Genomic DNA, 17,189 nt, shown 5'->3' with positions numbered 1-17,189 from the left:
ATTTCGCATCCTGTTGTGCTAATTTCTCACTCCGAAACATCGCGAAATGCCAATTAAGCGATGTATTAGTGAGGTTGACGTACATGCGCCGCAAGATACCCAGCACCACCGCCCTGATCAGTTTCGAAGCCGCCGCCCGTCACGAGAGTTTCACCAAGGCCGCCGAAGAACTTTCTCTCACCCAGGGCGCCATTTGCCGACAGATCGCCAGCCTTGAGGACTTCCTCAGTGTCGAACTGTTCCGACGCTCCCGGCGCGGGGTGAAGCTGACGGAGGCGGGTCTTTCCTACAGCCGTCGAGTAGCGACCCAGCTTGATGCCGTTGAGCGTGACACCCTGTCGGTCATGGGCCAGCAAGGTACCAACGTGATCGAACTCGCTGTGGTGCCCACCTTCGGCACGCAATGGCTGCTGCCAAGGCTCAAGGATTTCCAGCTCAAGCACCCCGAGGTTACGGTCAACCTGACCAACCGCACCCGCCCGTTCCTGTTTGCCGACACTGACTTCGATGCCGCCATCTATTTTGGCGATGCCGACTGGTCCGGTACCGAATCCCACAGGCTGATGGGCGAGAATCCGATGCCGGTATGCAGTCCCGTCCTGCTCGGCAACAAGACGCATCTGACACCTGAAGAAATCGCCGATCTGCCGCTGCTCCAGCAAACCACCCGCCCCTACGCCTGGCGACAGTGGTTCAACTCGCAACACCTGAACATCCCCCGCGACATGACAGGTCCGCGCTACGAGCTATTCTCCATGCTGGCCCAGGCCGCCATGCACGACATGGGCATCGCGCTGATCCCACCGTTCCTCATTCAACGCGAACTGGCCGAGAAACGGCTGGTCATTGCCAACCCGAACGCGCTCTCCAGCATCAAGGCGTATTACCTGATGATTCCGGAGCGAAAGGTCGAATCAGCGTCACTCAAGGCATTTCGCGACTGGCTGGTGAACCAGGCATATAGCTACAACCTAGAAGGTTAAAGGGTTCCAGCAATTGCTAACCCCGTAGTCAGGAAAATAAAAGCCCTACAGATATAACTATTTGTCGCAAATCGACAGACTGTATCCGAAAGTCGTACAGACGTCCCACAAGCGCCTGCCGACGTGGCTTTGAGCCCTCATTCGCGACGCATTGCGACCTATTCACGTCACCGATGAGAAAATTCTTCAAATTCATCCAGACTCCTTGAAAGGCACGGCCTGCAAGGGATTCAACTGGCCATCTGCGACATTCGGTCACGGGATGACTTGTAGTTAATTTTCCGTCACCCGTCATAATCCCTTGAAGGGCATAAACTTCGCCTGCAAAATGCCGCGCCCCGCCCTGATTTGGCGGGATCGTGCTGATCGGCCGCCCCAGTCGCACCATCCGTAGTGCATGGGTTTACTCAATAAGATCACGCAGGAGATTTGACGTGCACATTGGTGTTCCTCTCGAAACCCAGACCGGTGAAACACGGGTTGCTGCAACCCCGGAAACCATTAAAAAGCTGATCAGCCAAGGTCATAAGGTCACTGTGCAAACCGGCGCCGGCGTTAAAGCCAGCGTTGTCGACAGTGCCTATGAAGCGGCAGGCGCGACCATTGGCACTGCCAATGACGCGTTTGGCGCCGAGCTGATTCTCAAAGTGGTCGCGCCAAGCGATGCCGAACTGACGCTGATCAAGCGTGGAACGGTGCTGGTGGGCATGCTCAACCCGTTCAACAACGACACCATCGCGAAAATGGCCGAGTGCGGGATTACCGCGTTCGCCCTGGAAGCGGCACCACGTACCTCCCGGGCCCAGAGCCTCGACGTGCTGTCGTCCCAGGCGAACATTGCCGGCTATAAGGCCGTGCTGCTGGCCGCTCATTACTATCCGCGCTTCATGCCGATGCTGATGACCGCTGCGGGCACCGTGAAAGCGGCGCGAGTGCTGATTCTGGGGGCCGGCGTGGCCGGGTTGCAGGCGATTGCCACGGCGAAACGTCTGGGTGCCGTCATCGAAGCGTCCGACGTACGTCCGGCCGTGAAGGAACAGATCGAATCCCTCGGCGCCAAGTTCGTCGACGTGCCTTACGAGACCGATGAAGAACGCGAATGCGCGGTCGGCGTCGGCGGTTATGCGCGCCCAATGCCGGCCAGCTGGATGCAGCGCCAGGCCCAGGCCGTGCACGAACGCGCCAAGCAGGCTGACATTGTCATCACCACCGCACTGATTCCGGGCCGCAAGGCGCCGACGCTGCTAAGCGCAGACACCGTGGCACAGATGAAACCCGGCTCGGTGGTCATCGACCTCGCCGCCGCCCAGGGTGGCAACTGCCCGCTGACCGTGGCCGATCAGGTCGTGATCGAGAACGGCGTGACCATCGTCGGCCCGACCAATCTGGCCGGTGAAGTCGCCGCAGACGCCTCGGCGCTGTACGCACGCAACCTGCTGGACTTCCTGAAGCTGGTCTTCACCAAAGAAGGCCAGTTCGAAGTGAACCTCGAAGACGACATCGTCGCCGCGTGCCTGATGTGCCGCGACGGCCAAGTCATCCGCAAAAACGCCTAAGCAGGGATTCAGACGATGGAAGAGCTTATCTCCCCCGGTATCTACAACCTGATCATCTTCGTGCTGGCGATTTATGTCGGCTATCACGTGGTCTGGAACGTTACCCCCGCACTGCACACGCCTTTGATGGCGGTGACCAACGCCATTTCGGCGATCGTGATCGTCGGCGCCATGCTCGCTGCCGCCCTGACCGTCACCCCGCTGGGCAAGACCATGGGCACCCTTGCCGTGGCACTGGCAGCGGTCAACGTGTTTGGTGGCTTCCTGGTCACCCGTCGCATGCTTGAGATGTTCAAGAAGAAAGCCCCGAAAGCAAAAGAAGAGGCGCCTAAGTAATGAGCATGAACCTCGTCACGACGCTCTACCTGATCGCGTCGATCTGCTTCATCCAGGCCCTCAAGGGTCTGTCGCACCCGACCACATCGCGGCGCGGCAACCTGTTCGGCATGCTCGGCATGGCGCTGGCAATCATCACCACGGTCGGCCTCATCTATAAGCTGGGCGCTGAGCTGGCAACTGCCGGCATCGGTTACGTGATCGTCGGCCTGCTGATCGGCGGCACCGCCGGTTCGATCATGGCCAAACGCGTTGAAATGACCAAGATGCCGGAACTGGTCGCGTTCATGCACAGCATGATCGGTCTGGCAGCGGTGTTCATCGCCATTGCTGCAGTGGTTGAGCCGCAGTCGCTGGGCATCGTCAAGCAACTGGGCGACTCGATTCCGGCAGGTAACCGTCTGGAGCTGTTCCTCGGTGCCGCCATCGGCGCGATCACCTTCTCCGGTTCGGTAATCGCCTTCGGCAAGCTGTCGGGCAAGTACAAGTTCCGCCTGTTCCAGGGGGCACCGGTACAGTTCAGCGGTCAGCACAAGCTGAATGCGGTACTGGGTCTGGCGACGCTGATCCTTGGCCTCACCTTCATGCTGACCGGCAACCTCGCCGCGTTCGCACTGATGCTGGCCCTGGCGTTCGTCATGGGCGTGCTGATCATCATCCCGATCGGCGGCGCCGACATGCCGGTGGTGGTGTCGATGCTCAACAGCTATTCCGGTTGGGCGGCGGCGGGTATCGGCTTCTCGCTGAACAACTCGATGCTGATCATTGCAGGTTCGCTGGTGGGTTCGAGCGGCGCGATCCTCTCGTACATTATGTGCAAGGCGATGAACCGTTCCTTCTTTAATGTACTGCTCGGCGGTTTCGGCAATACAGCAGACGCCGGTCCTGCCGGGGAGAAGGAAGCCCGTCCGGTGAAATCCGGTTCGGCTGACGACGCGACTTTCCTGCTGACCAACGCCGACACCGTGATCATCGTGCCGGGCTACGGTCTGGCGGTGGCTCGTGCGCAACACGCACTGAAAGAGCTGACCGAGAAGCTGACCCACCACGGCGTGACCGTGAAGTACGCGATTCACCCGGTGGCCGGTCGGATGCCTGGCCACATGAACGTACTGCTGGCCGAAGCCGAAGTGCCGTACGACCAGGTGTTCGAGATGGAAGACATCAACTCCGAGTTCGGCCAGGCCGACGTGGTGCTGGTGCTCGGTGCCAACGACGTGGTCAACCCGGCCGCCAAGAACGATCCGAAATCGCCGATTGCCGGCATGCCGATCCTCGAAGCGTTCAAGGCCAAGACCATCATCGTCAACAAGCGCTCGATGGCCAGCGGCTATGCCGGTCTGGACAACGAACTGTTCTACCTGGACAAGACCATGATGGTGTTCGGCGACGCGAAAAAAGTCATCGAAGACATGGTCAAAGCGGTCGAGTAACTCGCTCGCTGCTTCCCCGGGCGCCCCGACTTGTCGGGGCGTTTTTGTTTGCGCAAACCGTCGGACAATTTGCCGCGTTGTTGCAGATCCGGTAACGGTGTTTTACTTGAAACCCGCTGAATAGACGCCTCGTTTGCGACCTTGGTAGCGGGACAGGCGCTCGCGAAATTCACTAGACTGCGCATCCTGCTACTCGCTGCCCGAGAAAATAATCCATGTACCGTGACCGTATTCGCCTGCCTTCGTTGTTGGATAAAGTGATGAGCGCCGCCGACGCCGCTGCGCTGATTGAGGACGGCATGACCGTCGGCATGAGCGGCTTCACCCGCGCCGGCGAAGCCAAGGCCGTTCCCCATGCATTGGCCGAGCGAGCCAAGGTCACGCCGCTGAAGATCAGCCTGATGACCGGTGCCAGCCTGGGCAATGATCTCGACAAGCAACTGACCGAGGCCGGCGTGCTGTCGCGGCGCATGCCGTTCCAGGTCGACAGCACCCTGCGCAAGGCAATCAACGCCGGCGAAGTGATGTTTATCGACCAGCACCTGTCGGAAACCGTCGAGCAACTGCGCAACCAGCAACTGAAGCTGCCGGACATCGCCGTGATCGAAGCCGTGGCCATCACCGAACAGGGCCACATCGTGCCGACCACTTCGGTGGGCAACTCGGCGAGCTTCGCGATCTTCGCCAAACACGTAATCGTCGAGATCAACCTGGCGCACAACGCGAACCTCGAAGGTCTGCATGACATCTACATCCCGACTTACCGCCCGACCCGCACACCGATCCCGCTGGTAAAAGTCGACGACCGCATCGGCAGCACCGCGATCCCGATCCCGCCAGAGAAGATCGTCGCGGTCGTCATCACCCAGCAGCCGGATTCGCCGTCTACCGTGTCGTCGCCGGATGTCGACACCAAGGCCATCGCCGATCACTTGATCACCTTCCTCAAGCAGGAAGTCGATGCCGGACGCATGACCAATAAGCTCGGCCCGTTGCAGGCCGGGATCGGTAACATCGCCAATGCGGTAATGTGCGGACTGATCGACTCGCCGTTCGAAGACCTGACTATGTACTCCGAAGTGCTGCAGGACTCGACCTTCGACCTGATCGATGCGGGCAAGCTGAGTTTCGCCTCGGGCAGCTCGATCACCCTGTCGGAACGGCGCAACAGCGACGTGTTCGGCAACCTGGAGAAGTACAAGGACAAGCTGGTACTGCGTCCACAGGAAATCTCCAACCATCCGGAGGTGGTGCGGCGCCTGGGCATCATCGGTATCAACACGGCGCTCGAATTCGACATCTATGGCAACGTCAACTCCACCCACGTCTGCGGCACGCGGATGATGAACGGCATCGGCGGCTCCGGCGACTTCGCGCGCAACGCACACCTGGCGGTGTTCGTGACCAAGTCGATTGCCAAGGGCGGCGCGATTTCCAGCGTGGTGCCAATGGTCAGCCACGTCGACCATACCGAGCATGACGTCGACATCCTGGTGACCGAGGTAGGCCTGGCCGACCTGCGCGGCCTGGCGCCACGGGAACGCGCCCGGGTCATCATCGATAACTGTGTGCACCCGGATTACCGCCAGGCGCTGAACGACTATTTCGATAAAGCCTGTGCCATCGGCGGCCACACCCCGCACATCCTGCGCGATGCACTGAGCTGGCACATCAATCTGGAAGAAACCGGACGCATGCTGGCTGTGTAATCCGCACAGATTTCCCGCTGGCACAAACACAGTTTTGCCAGCGGGATTTTTAAAATCTTCGATCTCATCAAAAACTGTACTTCTGTACCGGTCTTTTCCTACGGCTTTTGCCTGCTCAAGCCTTCCTATTGGGTAAAAATGCACCAAAAATGCGCAGACAGGTACAGTTTGCGCAATTTTGACCCGTACACCCCCTATAAACAGTTAACTGGTCACTCACAATACAAGTGAACTGTATCTAGAGAGTCTGGCCAAACGAGAGGATCATGGGCACCAGTTAAACCACTACCTAATCCCGCCACAAGCGGAAGGATGTCAACCATGGAACGTACACTCAGTTCCGAACTGTTCTTCGAAGACAAAGCTGCAAAAACCCAGGCTTCCCTGCCTCTGCGCGTTATCGCCAACCTGATGTTGTGGCAGCGCCGCATCTCCAGCCGCCACCAACTGGCTCGTCTGGATTCGCGTCTGCTGGCTGACGCCGGTATCAGCGAAGCACAACGCTACGAAGAGCTGAGCAAGCCGTTCTGGCGCTAAGTAGCGTCGCTGGCTCTGGTCGTTAGACCCACCGCCAGCAACCCGAATTGAACACACAAGACCCGTCGCGGGAAACCGCGACGGGTCTTGTCGTTTTGGGCCAGGAAAACATCCGGTACAGGAGCGTGTACCGCAGACAGGTACAGTTCTAATATAACCACAACTGAACCAGTACAATTTTGCCGCGGTGTATCTGCCGTGCTCACCGCATTCGGCTCAACATGACCTTCCGCCTCCACTGGAATAAGGAAGACGTCATGAATCACATACAGGATGTTTCAGCAGTTACGGCCGATCGTTGTCTTCGTTTCGGTCGCCTACGGCGGCTATTCAGAGGTTTCCGGCAGGGTCTGGAGCGCGCCAGGACACGGCGTCTGCTGGCTCAACTCGATGGACGGGAGCTCGCCGATCTCGGCCTGAGCCACACGGATCGACTCAACGAACTGGAAAAACCTTTCTGGCGCTAGCATTTTGCCCTCTGTGCGAAACCTCCCACACAGGCCTAATATCCGGGCAGAACGTGGCGAATGCCGTGCGACTGGCGTCTGACTTCCCAGACACCAAGCCACCTCTCAATACGAAACTTCCAGAGGAGTTACACCATGTCCCGTCTTCGCCTGCTCAGTGCTGCCGCCCTGCTGGCCGTGGCAGCCAATGCCAGCGCCTCCAGCTTCATCGTGACCACCGACGCCGTTGTTGGCGCCCTGAAGTCCTCTTCGGACGCGACTTCCGACGTCAGCTCTTCGCTGCGTGACAACAAAGTCGTGATCGCTGCCCGTGACGACGCTGCCAGCTTCGTTGCCAGCGAAGGCCAGATCCGCGGCGTGAAACTGGAGAGCGCCCTGGACCTTATCCGCCATCAGGCTCCGCAACTGAATGCGACCGATGCACAACTGGCGCAAGCCATCCTGGCGATCTGATCCGACGTTGCGTGAAGGGACACGCCCGTCGTGTCCCGATGTTTCGCCGCTGGCTCTGGCCCGGGCATTGCGCTAGCCTTGGGGCTCACTAACAGCACCCGAGACTCATGCGTTTTCTTTCAAATCTGCTCATCCCATCCGTTCTGTTCACGTCCTGCTGGGCGACGTCAGTCGATGCCTTTGACGTCTCGACGCAAAACACCGTTGTCAGCGGTTACGCCACCAGCATGGTGTCTTCCGCGCCTTTCGACCGTAAACTGTTGCTCGCCGCCCACGACGATGCCGCGGCATTCGTTGCCAGTGACGGCCAGTTGCGAGGCGCCCAGCTGGAATCCGCGTTGCATTACCTGCGTAAATCCCGGCCAAAACTTCATGTAAGCGACCTTGAACTGGCACAGGTAATTCTCGTCCAATAGTTATTCTTGCCCCCTCCGGAGTCGTTCCATGCGTAGCCCGCTGATTGCTGCCGCCCTTGGCCTGCTGTTGTTGGCCGATATGGCCCAGGCGCACACCCTGGTAGCCACCAGTAACATCATCGTTCGTGCCTCCCAGCGCACCATCGATTTCACCTCCGACACCACCACATCGATCCGCGATTCGAAAATCATCCGCGAAGCCCACGACGACGCCGCCAGCTTCGTCGCCAGCAACGGTGATATCCGTGGTGCGCATCTGGAAGCCGCCCTCAACACCTTGCGCACCCGCGTGCCGGAAGCCCGCGACGCCAGTGATCAGGTACTCGCCGAAGCCATCCTCGCATTGTGAAGTCACTCAGCGCCTGGCTGCTGGCCGGGGCGCTGCTGCTGATCGGCAGTAACGCTCACGCCAGCCTGCAACTGCGGCTCAAGACCGACGGTCTGAGCCCTGCCCAACAACAGGCCAGTCAGGCCCTGCTCGATGAAGCGATGCGCAAGCTGCCGCCCAGCTTCATCGAGCGCCTGGATCGACGCATCGATGTCGGCTGGACCGACGACATGCCCGCCAACGCCTATGGCCAGGCAACGCTGGTCTCCGAACTGGACCTGAACCGCAAACTGCTCGCCAGTCTCACCGACGGCAGCGCGGCCAAACAAAAGACCAGTCGGCCCCACGGCACTGTGCGTCAGGAATTGCTGGCCACGGTACTGCATGAAATCACCCACATTTATGATCGCGCACGCCTGTGGCCGGCCGCCGAACGTACGCTGATCCAGCGCTGCACGCGCCGCAACAACAGCGCCGGGCTGATCGGCCTGCCGGATGAATGCCGTGGCCAGAATGACCGGCGCTTCACCCTCAGCGATGACCCGCGCCTGCTCGACCTCGCCGGCTGGCAGCAATACGTCGGCCGCCGTGGCGAGCGTGAACAGCACAACCGGCAAATCGCCCGCAGCCCGGATCTGTACGAAATCTCCAATCCGAAGGAGTTCGTCGCGGTCAACATGGAGTACTTCCTCCTCGACCCGAGCTACGCCTGCCGCCGCCCGGCGCTGTATCGCTATTACAAGGAACACTTCGGCTGGGCGCCGCCGGAAAAGGACACCTGCGCCAAATCCTTCGCCTTCCTCAACGCCGGCAACGACTTTGCCAAGCAGCCATTGGGGCAGGTCGATCCGGAGCGGGTCTACGCCATCGACTACCTGCTGGCCGAAGCGAATCAGAACTGGGTCAGCCGCTGGGGGCACAGCATGCTGCGCCTGGTGATCTGCGCCCCGGGCCGGCCTCGCGGGCCGGATTGCCGACTGGACCTGGACCAGCACCTGGTGCTGTCCTACCGCGCATTCGTCGGCGATGTGCAGCTGTCGAGTTGGGATGGACTGGTCGGCAAATACCCGTCGCGTCTGTTTGTCCTGCCACTGGCGCAAGTGATCGACGAATACACCAAGACCGAATTGCGCAGCCTCGCCTCCGTGCCGCTGAACCTGTCCCGCAGCGAGATCGAAGACGTGGTCGAACACGCCGCCGAAATGCACTGGAGCTACGACGGCAACTACTTCTTCCTGTCCAACAACTGCGCGGTGGAAAGCCTGAAGCTGCTGCGTAGCGGCAGCAACAATTCGCAACTGGTCGGCCTCGACAGCATCATGCCCAATGGCCTGCTGGAAGTGCTCAAGGGCCGGGGCCTGGCGGATACCAGCGTGCTGGACAACGCGAAAGAGGCCTTGCGCCTGGGTTACCGCTTCGATTCGTTTCGCGATCGTTATCAGGCGATGTTCGAGGTGCTGAAGAAGCAACTGCCGATCAAGCAGACCAGCGTCGAGGAATGGCTGTCGCTGTCTGCCGAGGAGCGACGGCCCTGGTTCGAACGCGCCGACCTGCGTACCAGCGCTGCATTGCTGCTGTTGGAACAGGCGAGTTTCCGTCGTCAGTTGTTGCTGGCCCAGGATGAGGTCAAGCAGCGCTACCTCGGCGCCCGGGAGCTGGAAAACGGCGGCATGGACAAGGCCAACGCCACGTTGCAGCAGATCCTCGCCAACAGCGGCTTCCTCAGTCGCCCGGCAGAATTGCTCGATTCTCGTGGTTACGGCCTGCCGCAACCCAGCGAATTCAGTCGACTGGAAGCCGAAAGCAGCCAGCGTCAGAAACAGCTGCTGGTGCTCAGCGGTGATCTGGACAAGGAGGTACGCGCGCTGCTGGAACCGAAGCGAGCGGCGGAGATTGCCGCCAACGAAGCCAACGTGAAGCAGATCGGCGAGCATTTGCGCAAACTGCACAAAGCCTCGGGCGGCCTGGAACTGCCCTGAAAACAACGGCCCTGAAAAAAGAAGACCGCAGCCTGTGAAAGGCTGCGGTCTTTTTTATTGCCTGCCAATCAATACAGAACGCCGTCCAGAACTTCGTAGACGATCCCGGTACCGACTGCAATCAACACGATATCGCCACCGCGATCGTCGAAATGACCCTGTTGCGGGCCGCCGTGGTCGTGATCATCGCGTGGGTCGGCGCTGGCCAGCAGCGGCGTCGCGCTGATCATCAGCACGCCCAGACCGGCAATCAGACGTTTCGGCATTTTCATGGGGTTTCCTCACCGCACCAACAGCAAAAAGGGATTCAGAACGTGGTTCTGAACCCCTCGTTAGTCTGTGCCTCGAGGTGCTAATTCCTCTCTATCAGGAACGTTACCTTCAGCTGACGCGAGCCTTGCGCACGCCTTCGGACAGCGCCGAACACAGGCTCAGCACGCCGTCGATGGCCTGATCCGGCGTGGTCGCGTTGGCAATGTGATCGATCAGCGCCGACCCTACCACCACGCCATCGGCCAGACGCGCGATGGACGCAGCCTGCTCCGGCGTACGGATACCGAAACCGATGCTGATCGGCAGGTCGGTGTGACGACGCAGACGCGCCACCGCTTCCTCGACGTGCTCCAGCGTCGCCGCACCAGCACCGGTCACACCGGCAACCGACACGTAGTAAACGAAGCCGGAGCTGCCGTTCAACACTTTCGGCAGACGTGCGTCATCGGTGGTTGGTGTGGTCAGGCGGATGAAGTCGATGCCTGCAGCCTGGGCCGGGTCGCACAGCTCCGAGTTGTGCTCCGGTGGCATGTCGACCACGATCAGGCCGTCAACGCCGGCCTCTTTGGCTTCGGCGATGAAGCGCTCGACGCCGAACTTGTGGATCGGGTTGAAGTAACCCATCAGCACCAGCGGTGTGTCGCTGTTGTCCTTGCGGAACTCGCGGACCATTTGCAGGGTTTTGATCAGGTTCTGCTTGGCGCCCAGGGCACGGATGTTCGCCAGCTGAATCGCCGGGCCGTCGGCCATCGGGTCGGTGAACGGCATGCCCAGCTCGATCACATCGGCACCGGCTTTCGGCAGGCCTTTGAGGATGGCCAGCGAAGTGTCGTAGTCCGGGTCACCAGCGGTGACAAAGGTCACCAGGGCTGCGCGGTTCTGTTCCTTGAGTTCGGCAAAGCGGGTTTGCAGGCGGCTCATCAGTGTTTCTCCTGCTTAGATTGTTCCATGTGGTGCATGACGGTCTGCATGTCTTTGTCGCCGCGGCCGGACAGGTTGACCACCATCAGGTGATCCTTCGGCAGCTTCGGTGCGCGTTTGAATACTTCGGCCAGGGCATGGGCGCTTTCCAGTGCCGGGATGATGCCTTCGAGGCGGCAGCACTGGTGGAACGCAGCAAGGGCTTTGTCGTCAGTCACCGAGGTGTACTGGACGCGGCCGATGTCATGCAACCAGGCGTGCTCCGGGCCAATGCCCGGGTAATCGAGGCCGGCGGAAATCGAGTGGGCGTCGATGATCTGGCCATCGTCATCCTGCAGCAGGAAAGTGCGGTTGCCGTGCAACACACCCGGTACGCCGCCGTTGAGGCTGGCCGCGTGTTTGCCGGTTTCGATGCCGTAACCGGCGGCTTCGACACCGATGATCTCGACGCTCTTGTCATCAAGGAACGGGTGGAACAGGCCCATGGCGTTGGAACCGCCGCCGATGCACGCCACCAGGCTGTCCGGCAGACGACCTTCCTGGGCTTGCAGTTGATCGCGGGTTTCCTTGCCGATCACCGCCTGGAAGTCGCGAACCATGGCTGGATAAGGGTGCGGTCCGGCCACAGTGCCGATCAGGTAGAAGGTGCTGTCGACGTTGGTCACCCAGTCACGCAGTGCTTCGTTCATCGCGTCTTTCAGGGTGCCGGTGCCGGCGACCACCGGGATCACTTCGGCGCCCAGCAGCTTCATGCGGAACACGTTGGCCTGCTGACGTTCGATGTCAGTGGTGCCCATGTAGATCACGCAATCCAGACCGAAACGCGCGGCCACGGTGGCGGTGGCCACGCCGTGCATGCCGGCGCCGGTCTCGGCGATGATGCGTTTCTTGCCCATGCGTCGCGCCAGCAGGATCTGGCCGATGCAGTTGTTGATCTTGTGCGCGCCGGTGTGGTTCAGCTCTTCGCGCTTGAGGTAGATCTTGGCGCCACCGCAGAACTCGGTCAGGCGCTCGGCGAAATACAGCGGGCTCGGACGTCCGACGTAGTCGCGCTGGAAGTAGGCCAATTCTTCTTTGAACGCCGGATCTTCCTTGGCCGCTTCGTATTCGCGGGCCAGGTCGAGGATCAACGGCATCAGGGTTTCGGCGACGTAACGGCCGCCGAACGAGCCAAACAGGCCGTTGGCGTCAGGGCCGTTACGCAGATCGGAGGTGTTCGAAGTCTGGGTCATGGTTCGCTCCAGCGGATTTCACGAGAAGACAATGGCGTTCACTCTACCCCTGACCTTCCAGGCTGAAAACCGATAAGATCGCCACAACCTGTCAGGAAAACTCACAGATATCATGAGCCATGACCTTCCCCCGCTGAACGCCCTGCGCGCCTTCGAAGCCACCGCCCGGCTGAACAGCGTCAGCCAGGCTGCCGAACAGCTGCACGTAACGCACGGTGCGGTCAGTCGCCAGCTCAAGGCGCTTGAAGAGCACCTGGGCGTCAGCCTGTTCGTCAAGGATGGTCGCGGCTTGAAACTCACAGATGCCGGCATCCGTCTGCGCGACGCCAGCGGCGAGGCGTTCGACCGCTTGCGCAGCGTCTGCGCCGAACTGACCCAAAGCACCGCCGACGCGCCGTTCGTGCTTGGTTGCTCCGGCAGTCTGCTGGCGCGCTGGTTCATCCCGCGGCTGGGACGACTGAATGCCGATCTGCCGGACTTGCGTCTGCACCTGTCGGCCGGAGAAGGTGATCTCGATCCGCGCCGCCCAGGGCTGGATGCATTGCTGCTGTTCGCCGAACCGCCATGGCCGGCAGACATGCAAGTCTATGAGCTGGCCAGCGAGCGCATCGGGCCGGTCATGAGCCCGCTGTTCAGCGGCTACCAGCGCCTGCAATCGGCACCGCCCATCGCCCTGCTCGACGAACCCTTGCTGCACACGACCTCACGGCCGCAAGCCTGGCCGAGCTGGGCGCAGCAAAACGGCCTCGACGCCAAGGCATTGAAGCTGGGGCAAGGTTTCGAACATTTGTATTATTTGCTGGAAGCGGCCGTCGCCGGGCTGGGCGTGGCGATCGCGCCGGAACCGCTGGTGACCGAAGACTTGAAGGCCGGTCGCCTGGTCGCGCCGTGGGGTTTCAGTGAAACCCCGGCGCAACTGGCGCTGTGGCTACCCAAGCGCGCCGCAGACGGGCGCGCCCGGCAATTGGCGCAGTGGCTCAGGAACGAGCTGCGCCAGACGGATCACTCGCCGCGCTTGAACAGCAAGTAAGCGGCCAGCAGACCCAACGCACCGACCGCCACACCGGCGGTCGTCCACGGATGTTCCTGCGCGTAATCACGGGTGGCGATCCCGGTCTCGCGGGTTTTGACTTTGACTTCTTCGTAGGCATCGCTGAGCAGGCTGCGCGAGTGTTTCAGCGCGCTTTCAGCATTGCCCTTGAGCGCCTTGAGGGTCTTGCGCGACTCGTCAGAAGCGTCGTCCTTCAGGCTCTCCAACGACTTGAGCAGACTCTCGATCTCCGCTTCCATGCTTTGCAACGAGGCTTTGCGTAACGAGGTGTTGGCCATGGTGGCTCTCCTGCATTGGTGATGAGTGGCGTGTGTTGTTTGGGACTTCACGGGTTCTGGAAAGTGCAGAAAATCTGAACTCCGGTTTCTCCCGGCGACCGAAATCAACAGCGCAAATCGCTGCTAGGCTCAATTCCACACGTCAAGGAGATCGCCATGAGTGACCATCACACCTACAAGAAAGTCGAGCTGGTCGGTTCGTCCACCAGCAGCATCGAAGACGCCATCAACAACGCGCTGGCCGAGGCCAACAAGAGCATCAAGCATCTGGAATGGTTTGAAGTAGTCGATACCCGCGGCCACATCAAGGACGGCAAGGCTGCCCACTTTCAAGTGACTCTGAAAGTCGGGTTCAGGATTGCCAGCAGCTGAGTTTGGACTACGCTTCTGAACTTGCGCGCTGGCCGAATGCCATAGGAATGGCAAAGCGCTACAGGGTGAGCGCATCGGGTAAACGACCTGATGCCCGCCTCTTTTAATCCGACCAGGGAGTGCGACCGATGAAGAAGTTCATATTGGCAGTAGGCTTGTTGAGCCTTGCGGGTGGTGCGTTTGCTGCCGGCAAGCCCTGTGAAGAACTGAAGGCTGAAATTGCGGCCAAGCTGGATGCCAAGGGCGTTTCCGGGTATTCGCTGGAGATTGTCGACAAGGGTGCGGCCAGTGGCGGCAAAGTCGTCGGCACCTGCGAAGGCGGCGCCAAAGAGATCGTTTACACCCGCGGCTGATCACGCCGGAAAAACAGAAGCCGACGCAATGCGTCGGCTTTTTTTGTGCCTGAATGTCAGACCTCAGCCCTTCATCACCTGCGCCAGCAGCTCGTAGGAATGCAGGCGATCGGCGTGTTCGTACAGATCGCAGGTGAAGATCAGTTCGTCAGCCTGGGTCTGTTCCACCAGCACTTCGAGTTTCGCGCGGATTTTCTGCGGACTGCCGACCATCGCCAGACCGAGGAAATCACCCACCGCCTCACGCTCGTGTGGCAGCCACAGGCCGTCCATGGTTTTCACCGGCGGACGCTGCACCAGACTTTGCCCACGCATCAGCGCGAGAATCCGCTGGTACACCGAGGTTGCCAGGTAATCGGCCTGCTCGTCGGTGTCGGCGGCCACCAGCGGCACGCCGAGCATCACGTACGGCTTGTCGAGCACCGCCGATGGCTTGAAGTGATTGCGGTAGACGCGAATCGCCTCGTGCATGAAGCGCGGTGCGAAATGTGAGGCAAAGGCGTAGGGCAAACCGCGCTCGCCGGCCAGTTGCGCACTGAACAGGCTGGAACCCAACAGCCAGATCGGCACGTTGGTGCCGGTGCCCGGCATCGCGATCACACGTTGATCCGGCGTACGCGGGCCGAGGAACCGCGCCAGTTCGGCCACGTCTTCCGGGAAGTCGTCGGCACTGCCGGAGCGCTCTCGGCGCAGGGCGCGGGCGGTCATCTGATCGGAACCCGGCGCACGGCCCAGGCCGAGGTCGATCCGCCCCGGATACAGGCTTTCAAGGGTGCCGAACTGCTCGGCGATCACCAGCGGCGCGTGGTTGGGCAGCATCACGCCACCGGAGCCGACGCGAATGGTTGACGTGCCGCCGGCCAGATAGCCCAGCAAAACCGAGGTGGCGGAACTGGCGATGCCGTCCATGTTGTGGTGCTCGGCGACCCAGAACCGGGTGTAGCCGAATTTTTCGACATGCTGCGCCAGGTCCAGCGAGTTGCGCAGCGACTGCGCCGGGCTGCCGTTTTCGCGCACTGGCACCAGATCGAGGGTTGAAAACTTTACGTCGGACAGTTGCTTCATAAACCTGCATCTCCGATTGAGGGCGCAGGTGTGTTCTTGGCGAACGCAAACCTGCCCAATTCATAAGCGTGTCATGTGCAATAAGGGCATATACCCGAGTTTCAATAGCCGACCCGAAATTTCCTACTAAAAAAGTCAACGATTCAGATGAGCTGAACTTTGTTCCGGCGTCTATCCTCAGAAGCCTTGCAGGCAAAAACCACGACGGCGCGGCGTTCGCGCCCGAATTGAAGGAGGCACACATGGCTATCGTGAAGAAGGCATCCGCGCATTGGGAAGGTGACCTGAAAACCGGCATCGGCTCGATCTCCACTGAAACCGGCGTCCTGCGGGAAGCGCCGTACGGCTTCAAGGCCCGCTTCGAGGGCGGCAAGGGCACCAACCCGGAAGAACTGATCGGCGCCGCCCACGCCGGCTGTTTCTCCATGGCATTCTCGATGATCCTCGGCGACGCCGGGCTGAAGGCCGACAGCATCGATACCCAGGCTGAAGTCACCCTTGATCAGGTTGACGGCGGTTTCGCGATCACTGCGGTGAAGCTGATTCTCAAGGCGAAGATTCCGGGCGCGACTCAGGCGCAGTTCGAAGAGCTGAGCAACAAGGCCAAGGAAGGTTGCCCGGTGTCCAAGGTGCTGAATGCGAAAATCAGTCTCGACGCGTCGCTGGTTGGCTGACGGATTGAGCCGAATCAGAACCCGCCAGGCAAAAATGTGGTCGAATAAATGACAGCAGCTTTCGCGCATCTTCGTGCGCGCTGCTTCGATGGAGCTTCAACCATGAAACGTTTTGCCTTGGCGGTTATCTGTGGCGTGCTGGCAACGTCGGCCTTCGCAGCGCCCAAAGACTGTGAAGAACTCAAGCAAGAGATCGAAATCAAGATTCAGGCGAATGCCGTGCCCTCCTACACCCTGGAGATAGTGTCCAAAGAGGAGGCTGAAAAACACGACGTCGCCATGATCGTCGGCACTTGCGAGAACGGCACCAAGGCCATCATCTACCAGAAGAACGACAGCTGATTCACGCTAGATGGCGCAATAGGTGTCGCGATCCTCAGCGACGATTTCCCGCTTGGCGTTATACAGCCGGGCACTGGGAGTAAACATCAGGGAGCGACCCTCCAACACGTAACGCTGACCCGCTTCGAAATGGTCGAAGCGGATGGTCAGGTAGCACAGAAGCTCCACGGGGTCGTTCAACAGACCGCCGCCTCCACCAGGCGCCTCGAAATCGAAACGCACCAGCAACTCATGGCTGCCGGGCGTTACCTGGAAAAAACGCCCGTCATTCAAGCTCTGCTTGTCGAGACGCTCGGCCATCAGCAGTTTCCCGCCGGGGGTCGGCGTGGAGAACTCGACCCAGGCCATGTTCGGGTCGACCGGGGGCATCGGCGTCTGACAACCGGCGAGCACACCGGCAACCAGCAACAGCATTGACTTGCGCATGATGA

General features: G+C 60.4%; 22 protein-coding genes. 16 read left to right on the top strand and 6 right to left on the bottom strand.

Annotation, left to right across the window (positions count from 1 at the left end; all coding sequences use genetic code 11):
* Nucleotides 1-83 precede the first annotated feature (83 nt).
* The 11 genes from ACSPX5_RS24395 to ACSPX5_RS24345 all read left to right on the top strand — a co-directional run bounded on the left by ACSPX5_RS24395 (nucleotide 84) and on the right by ACSPX5_RS24345 (nucleotide 10,197).
* Entirely contained in the window at nucleotides 84-983 is a 900-nt protein-coding gene (locus tag ACSPX5_RS24395) for a LysR family transcriptional regulator (protein WP_323159596.1), read from the top strand.
* 434 nt (nucleotides 984-1,417) lie between these two features.
* A complete protein-coding gene (locus ACSPX5_RS24390; RefSeq protein WP_207867298.1) occupies nucleotides 1,418-2,539 on the top strand; it encodes a Re/Si-specific NAD(P)(+) transhydrogenase subunit alpha in 1,122 nt (373 codons plus the stop codon).
* Nucleotides 2,540-2,554: 15 nt separating this feature from the next.
* A complete protein-coding gene (locus tag ACSPX5_RS24385; RefSeq protein ID WP_003220416.1) occupies nucleotides 2,555-2,875 on the top strand; it encodes an NAD(P) transhydrogenase subunit alpha in 321 nt (106 codons plus the stop codon).
* Nucleotides 2,875-4,308 (top strand): NAD(P)(+) transhydrogenase (Re/Si-specific) subunit beta, encoded by a 1,434-nt coding sequence (locus tag ACSPX5_RS24380; protein WP_169428292.1) that lies wholly within the window; start codon nucleotides 2,875-2,877, stop codon nucleotides 4,306-4,308. Before ACSPX5_RS24385 ends, ACSPX5_RS24380 begins: the two co-directional genes overlap by 1 nt.
* Nucleotides 4,309-4,523: 215 nt before the next feature.
* Nucleotides 4,524-6,017 (top strand): acetyl-CoA hydrolase/transferase family protein, encoded by a 1,494-nt coding sequence (locus tag ACSPX5_RS24375; protein WP_169428291.1) that lies wholly within the window; start codon nucleotides 4,524-4,526, stop codon nucleotides 6,015-6,017.
* Nucleotides 6,018-6,338: 321 nt separating this feature from the next.
* The gene (locus ACSPX5_RS24370; protein ID WP_003220409.1) at nucleotides 6,339-6,554 is read left to right on the top strand and encodes a DUF1127 domain-containing protein; all 216 of its coding nucleotides are present in this window, start codon (nucleotides 6,339-6,341) and stop codon (nucleotides 6,552-6,554) included.
* Nucleotides 6,555-6,775: 221 nt separating this feature from the next.
* Nucleotides 6,776-7,021, top strand: coding sequence for a DUF1127 domain-containing protein (locus ACSPX5_RS24365; RefSeq protein ID WP_439820404.1), 246 nt, complete (start codon nucleotides 6,776-6,778; stop codon nucleotides 7,019-7,021).
* Between the two features lie 135 nt (nucleotides 7,022-7,156).
* Nucleotides 7,157-7,474, top strand: a complete 318-nt coding sequence (locus tag ACSPX5_RS24360; protein WP_169428289.1) for a DUF2388 domain-containing protein — start codon at nucleotides 7,157-7,159, stop codon at nucleotides 7,472-7,474.
* 107 nt (nucleotides 7,475-7,581) lie between these two features.
* A complete protein-coding gene (locus ACSPX5_RS24355) occupies nucleotides 7,582-7,890 on the top strand; it encodes a DUF2388 domain-containing protein (RefSeq protein WP_439820403.1) in 309 nt (102 codons plus the stop codon).
* Between the two features lie 28 nt (nucleotides 7,891-7,918).
* Nucleotides 7,919-8,239 carry a DUF2388 domain-containing protein gene (locus ACSPX5_RS24350; protein WP_065260625.1) on the top strand — a complete coding sequence of 107 codons (321 nt, stop codon included), beginning with the start codon at nucleotides 7,919-7,921 and terminating at the stop codon, nucleotides 8,237-8,239.
* Nucleotides 8,236-10,197 (top strand): DUF7844 domain-containing protein, encoded by a 1,962-nt coding sequence (locus ACSPX5_RS24345; RefSeq protein ID WP_169428287.1) that lies wholly within the window; start codon nucleotides 8,236-8,238, stop codon nucleotides 10,195-10,197. Before ACSPX5_RS24350 ends, ACSPX5_RS24345 begins: the two co-directional genes overlap by 4 nt.
* 68 nt (nucleotides 10,198-10,265) lie before the next feature.
* On the opposite strand, the gene ACSPX5_RS24340 is transcribed toward ACSPX5_RS24345, so the two are convergent.
* The 3 genes from ACSPX5_RS24340 to trpB form a co-directional block, all read right to left on the bottom strand.
* Entirely contained in the window at nucleotides 10,266-10,469 is a 204-nt protein-coding gene (locus ACSPX5_RS24340) for a hypothetical protein (protein WP_207867300.1), read from the bottom strand.
* 109 nt (nucleotides 10,470-10,578) lie between these two features.
* Entirely contained in the window at nucleotides 10,579-11,391 is an 813-nt protein-coding gene (gene trpA, locus ACSPX5_RS24335) for a tryptophan synthase subunit alpha (protein ID WP_007953915.1), read from the bottom strand.
* Nucleotides 11,391-12,623, bottom strand: a complete 1,233-nt coding sequence (gene trpB / locus ACSPX5_RS24330; protein ID WP_439820402.1) for a tryptophan synthase subunit beta — start codon at nucleotides 12,621-12,623, stop codon at nucleotides 11,391-11,393. Before trpB ends, trpA begins: the two co-directional genes overlap by 1 nt.
* A gap of 112 nt (nucleotides 12,624-12,735) precedes the next feature.
* On the opposite strand from trpB, the gene ACSPX5_RS24325 reads away from it, so the two are divergent.
* Nucleotides 12,736-13,653 carry a LysR family transcriptional regulator gene (locus tag ACSPX5_RS24325; RefSeq protein WP_439820401.1) on the top strand — a complete coding sequence of 306 codons (918 nt, stop codon included), beginning with the start codon at nucleotides 12,736-12,738 and terminating at the stop codon, nucleotides 13,651-13,653.
* On the opposite strand, the gene ACSPX5_RS24320 is transcribed toward ACSPX5_RS24325, so the two are convergent.
* Nucleotides 13,626-13,952, bottom strand: coding sequence for a DUF883 family protein (locus ACSPX5_RS24320; protein ID WP_007953918.1), 327 nt, complete (start codon nucleotides 13,950-13,952; stop codon nucleotides 13,626-13,628). The two genes, ACSPX5_RS24325 and ACSPX5_RS24320, sit on opposite strands and share 28 nt — an antisense overlap.
* Before the next feature lie 156 nt (nucleotides 13,953-14,108).
* Between ACSPX5_RS24320 and ACSPX5_RS24315 the strand changes: the two genes are divergently transcribed.
* Nucleotides 14,109-14,324 carry a dodecin gene (locus tag ACSPX5_RS24315; protein WP_003220389.1) on the top strand — a complete coding sequence of 72 codons (216 nt, stop codon included), beginning with the start codon at nucleotides 14,109-14,111 and terminating at the stop codon, nucleotides 14,322-14,324.
* A 128-nt stretch (nucleotides 14,325-14,452) separates the two neighbouring features.
* Nucleotides 14,453-14,677, top strand: coding sequence for a DUF1161 domain-containing protein (locus tag ACSPX5_RS24310; protein ID WP_169428284.1), 225 nt, complete (start codon nucleotides 14,453-14,455; stop codon nucleotides 14,675-14,677).
* A 63-nt stretch (nucleotides 14,678-14,740) separates the two neighbouring features.
* On the opposite strand, the gene ACSPX5_RS24305 is transcribed toward ACSPX5_RS24310, so the two are convergent.
* Nucleotides 14,741-15,742: an LLM class flavin-dependent oxidoreductase gene (locus tag ACSPX5_RS24305; protein ID WP_047297487.1), complete on the bottom strand. Its 1,002-nt coding sequence runs from the start codon at nucleotides 15,740-15,742 to the stop codon at nucleotides 14,741-14,743.
* 242 nt (nucleotides 15,743-15,984) lie between these two features.
* Between ACSPX5_RS24305 and ACSPX5_RS24300 the strand changes: the two genes are divergently transcribed.
* Both ACSPX5_RS24300 and ACSPX5_RS24295 read left to right on the top strand, forming a co-directional pair.
* Entirely contained in the window at nucleotides 15,985-16,416 is a 432-nt protein-coding gene (locus tag ACSPX5_RS24300; protein ID WP_007953923.1) for an OsmC family protein, read from the top strand.
* Between the two features lie 102 nt (nucleotides 16,417-16,518).
* Nucleotides 16,519-16,758, top strand: coding sequence for a DUF1161 domain-containing protein (locus ACSPX5_RS24295; protein WP_439820400.1), 240 nt, complete (start codon nucleotides 16,519-16,521; stop codon nucleotides 16,756-16,758).
* A gap of 6 nt (nucleotides 16,759-16,764) precedes the next feature.
* Here the strand turns inward: ACSPX5_RS24295 and ACSPX5_RS24290 are convergent, their stop codons facing one another.
* Nucleotides 16,765-17,184, bottom strand: a complete 420-nt coding sequence (locus tag ACSPX5_RS24290; RefSeq protein WP_439820399.1) for a PA0061/PA0062 family lipoprotein — start codon at nucleotides 17,182-17,184, stop codon at nucleotides 16,765-16,767.
* Nucleotides 17,185-17,189: the final 5 nt, after the last annotated feature.

The sequence above is a fragment of the Pseudomonas sp. HLG18 genome (assembly GCF_051903985.1).
Lineage (GTDB): Bacteria > Pseudomonadota > Gammaproteobacteria > Pseudomonadales > Pseudomonadaceae > Aquipseudomonas > Aquipseudomonas fluorescens_BT.
Note: the sequence above shows the minus strand (reverse complement) of the source record. Positions and strands in the feature narration are given on the sequence as shown.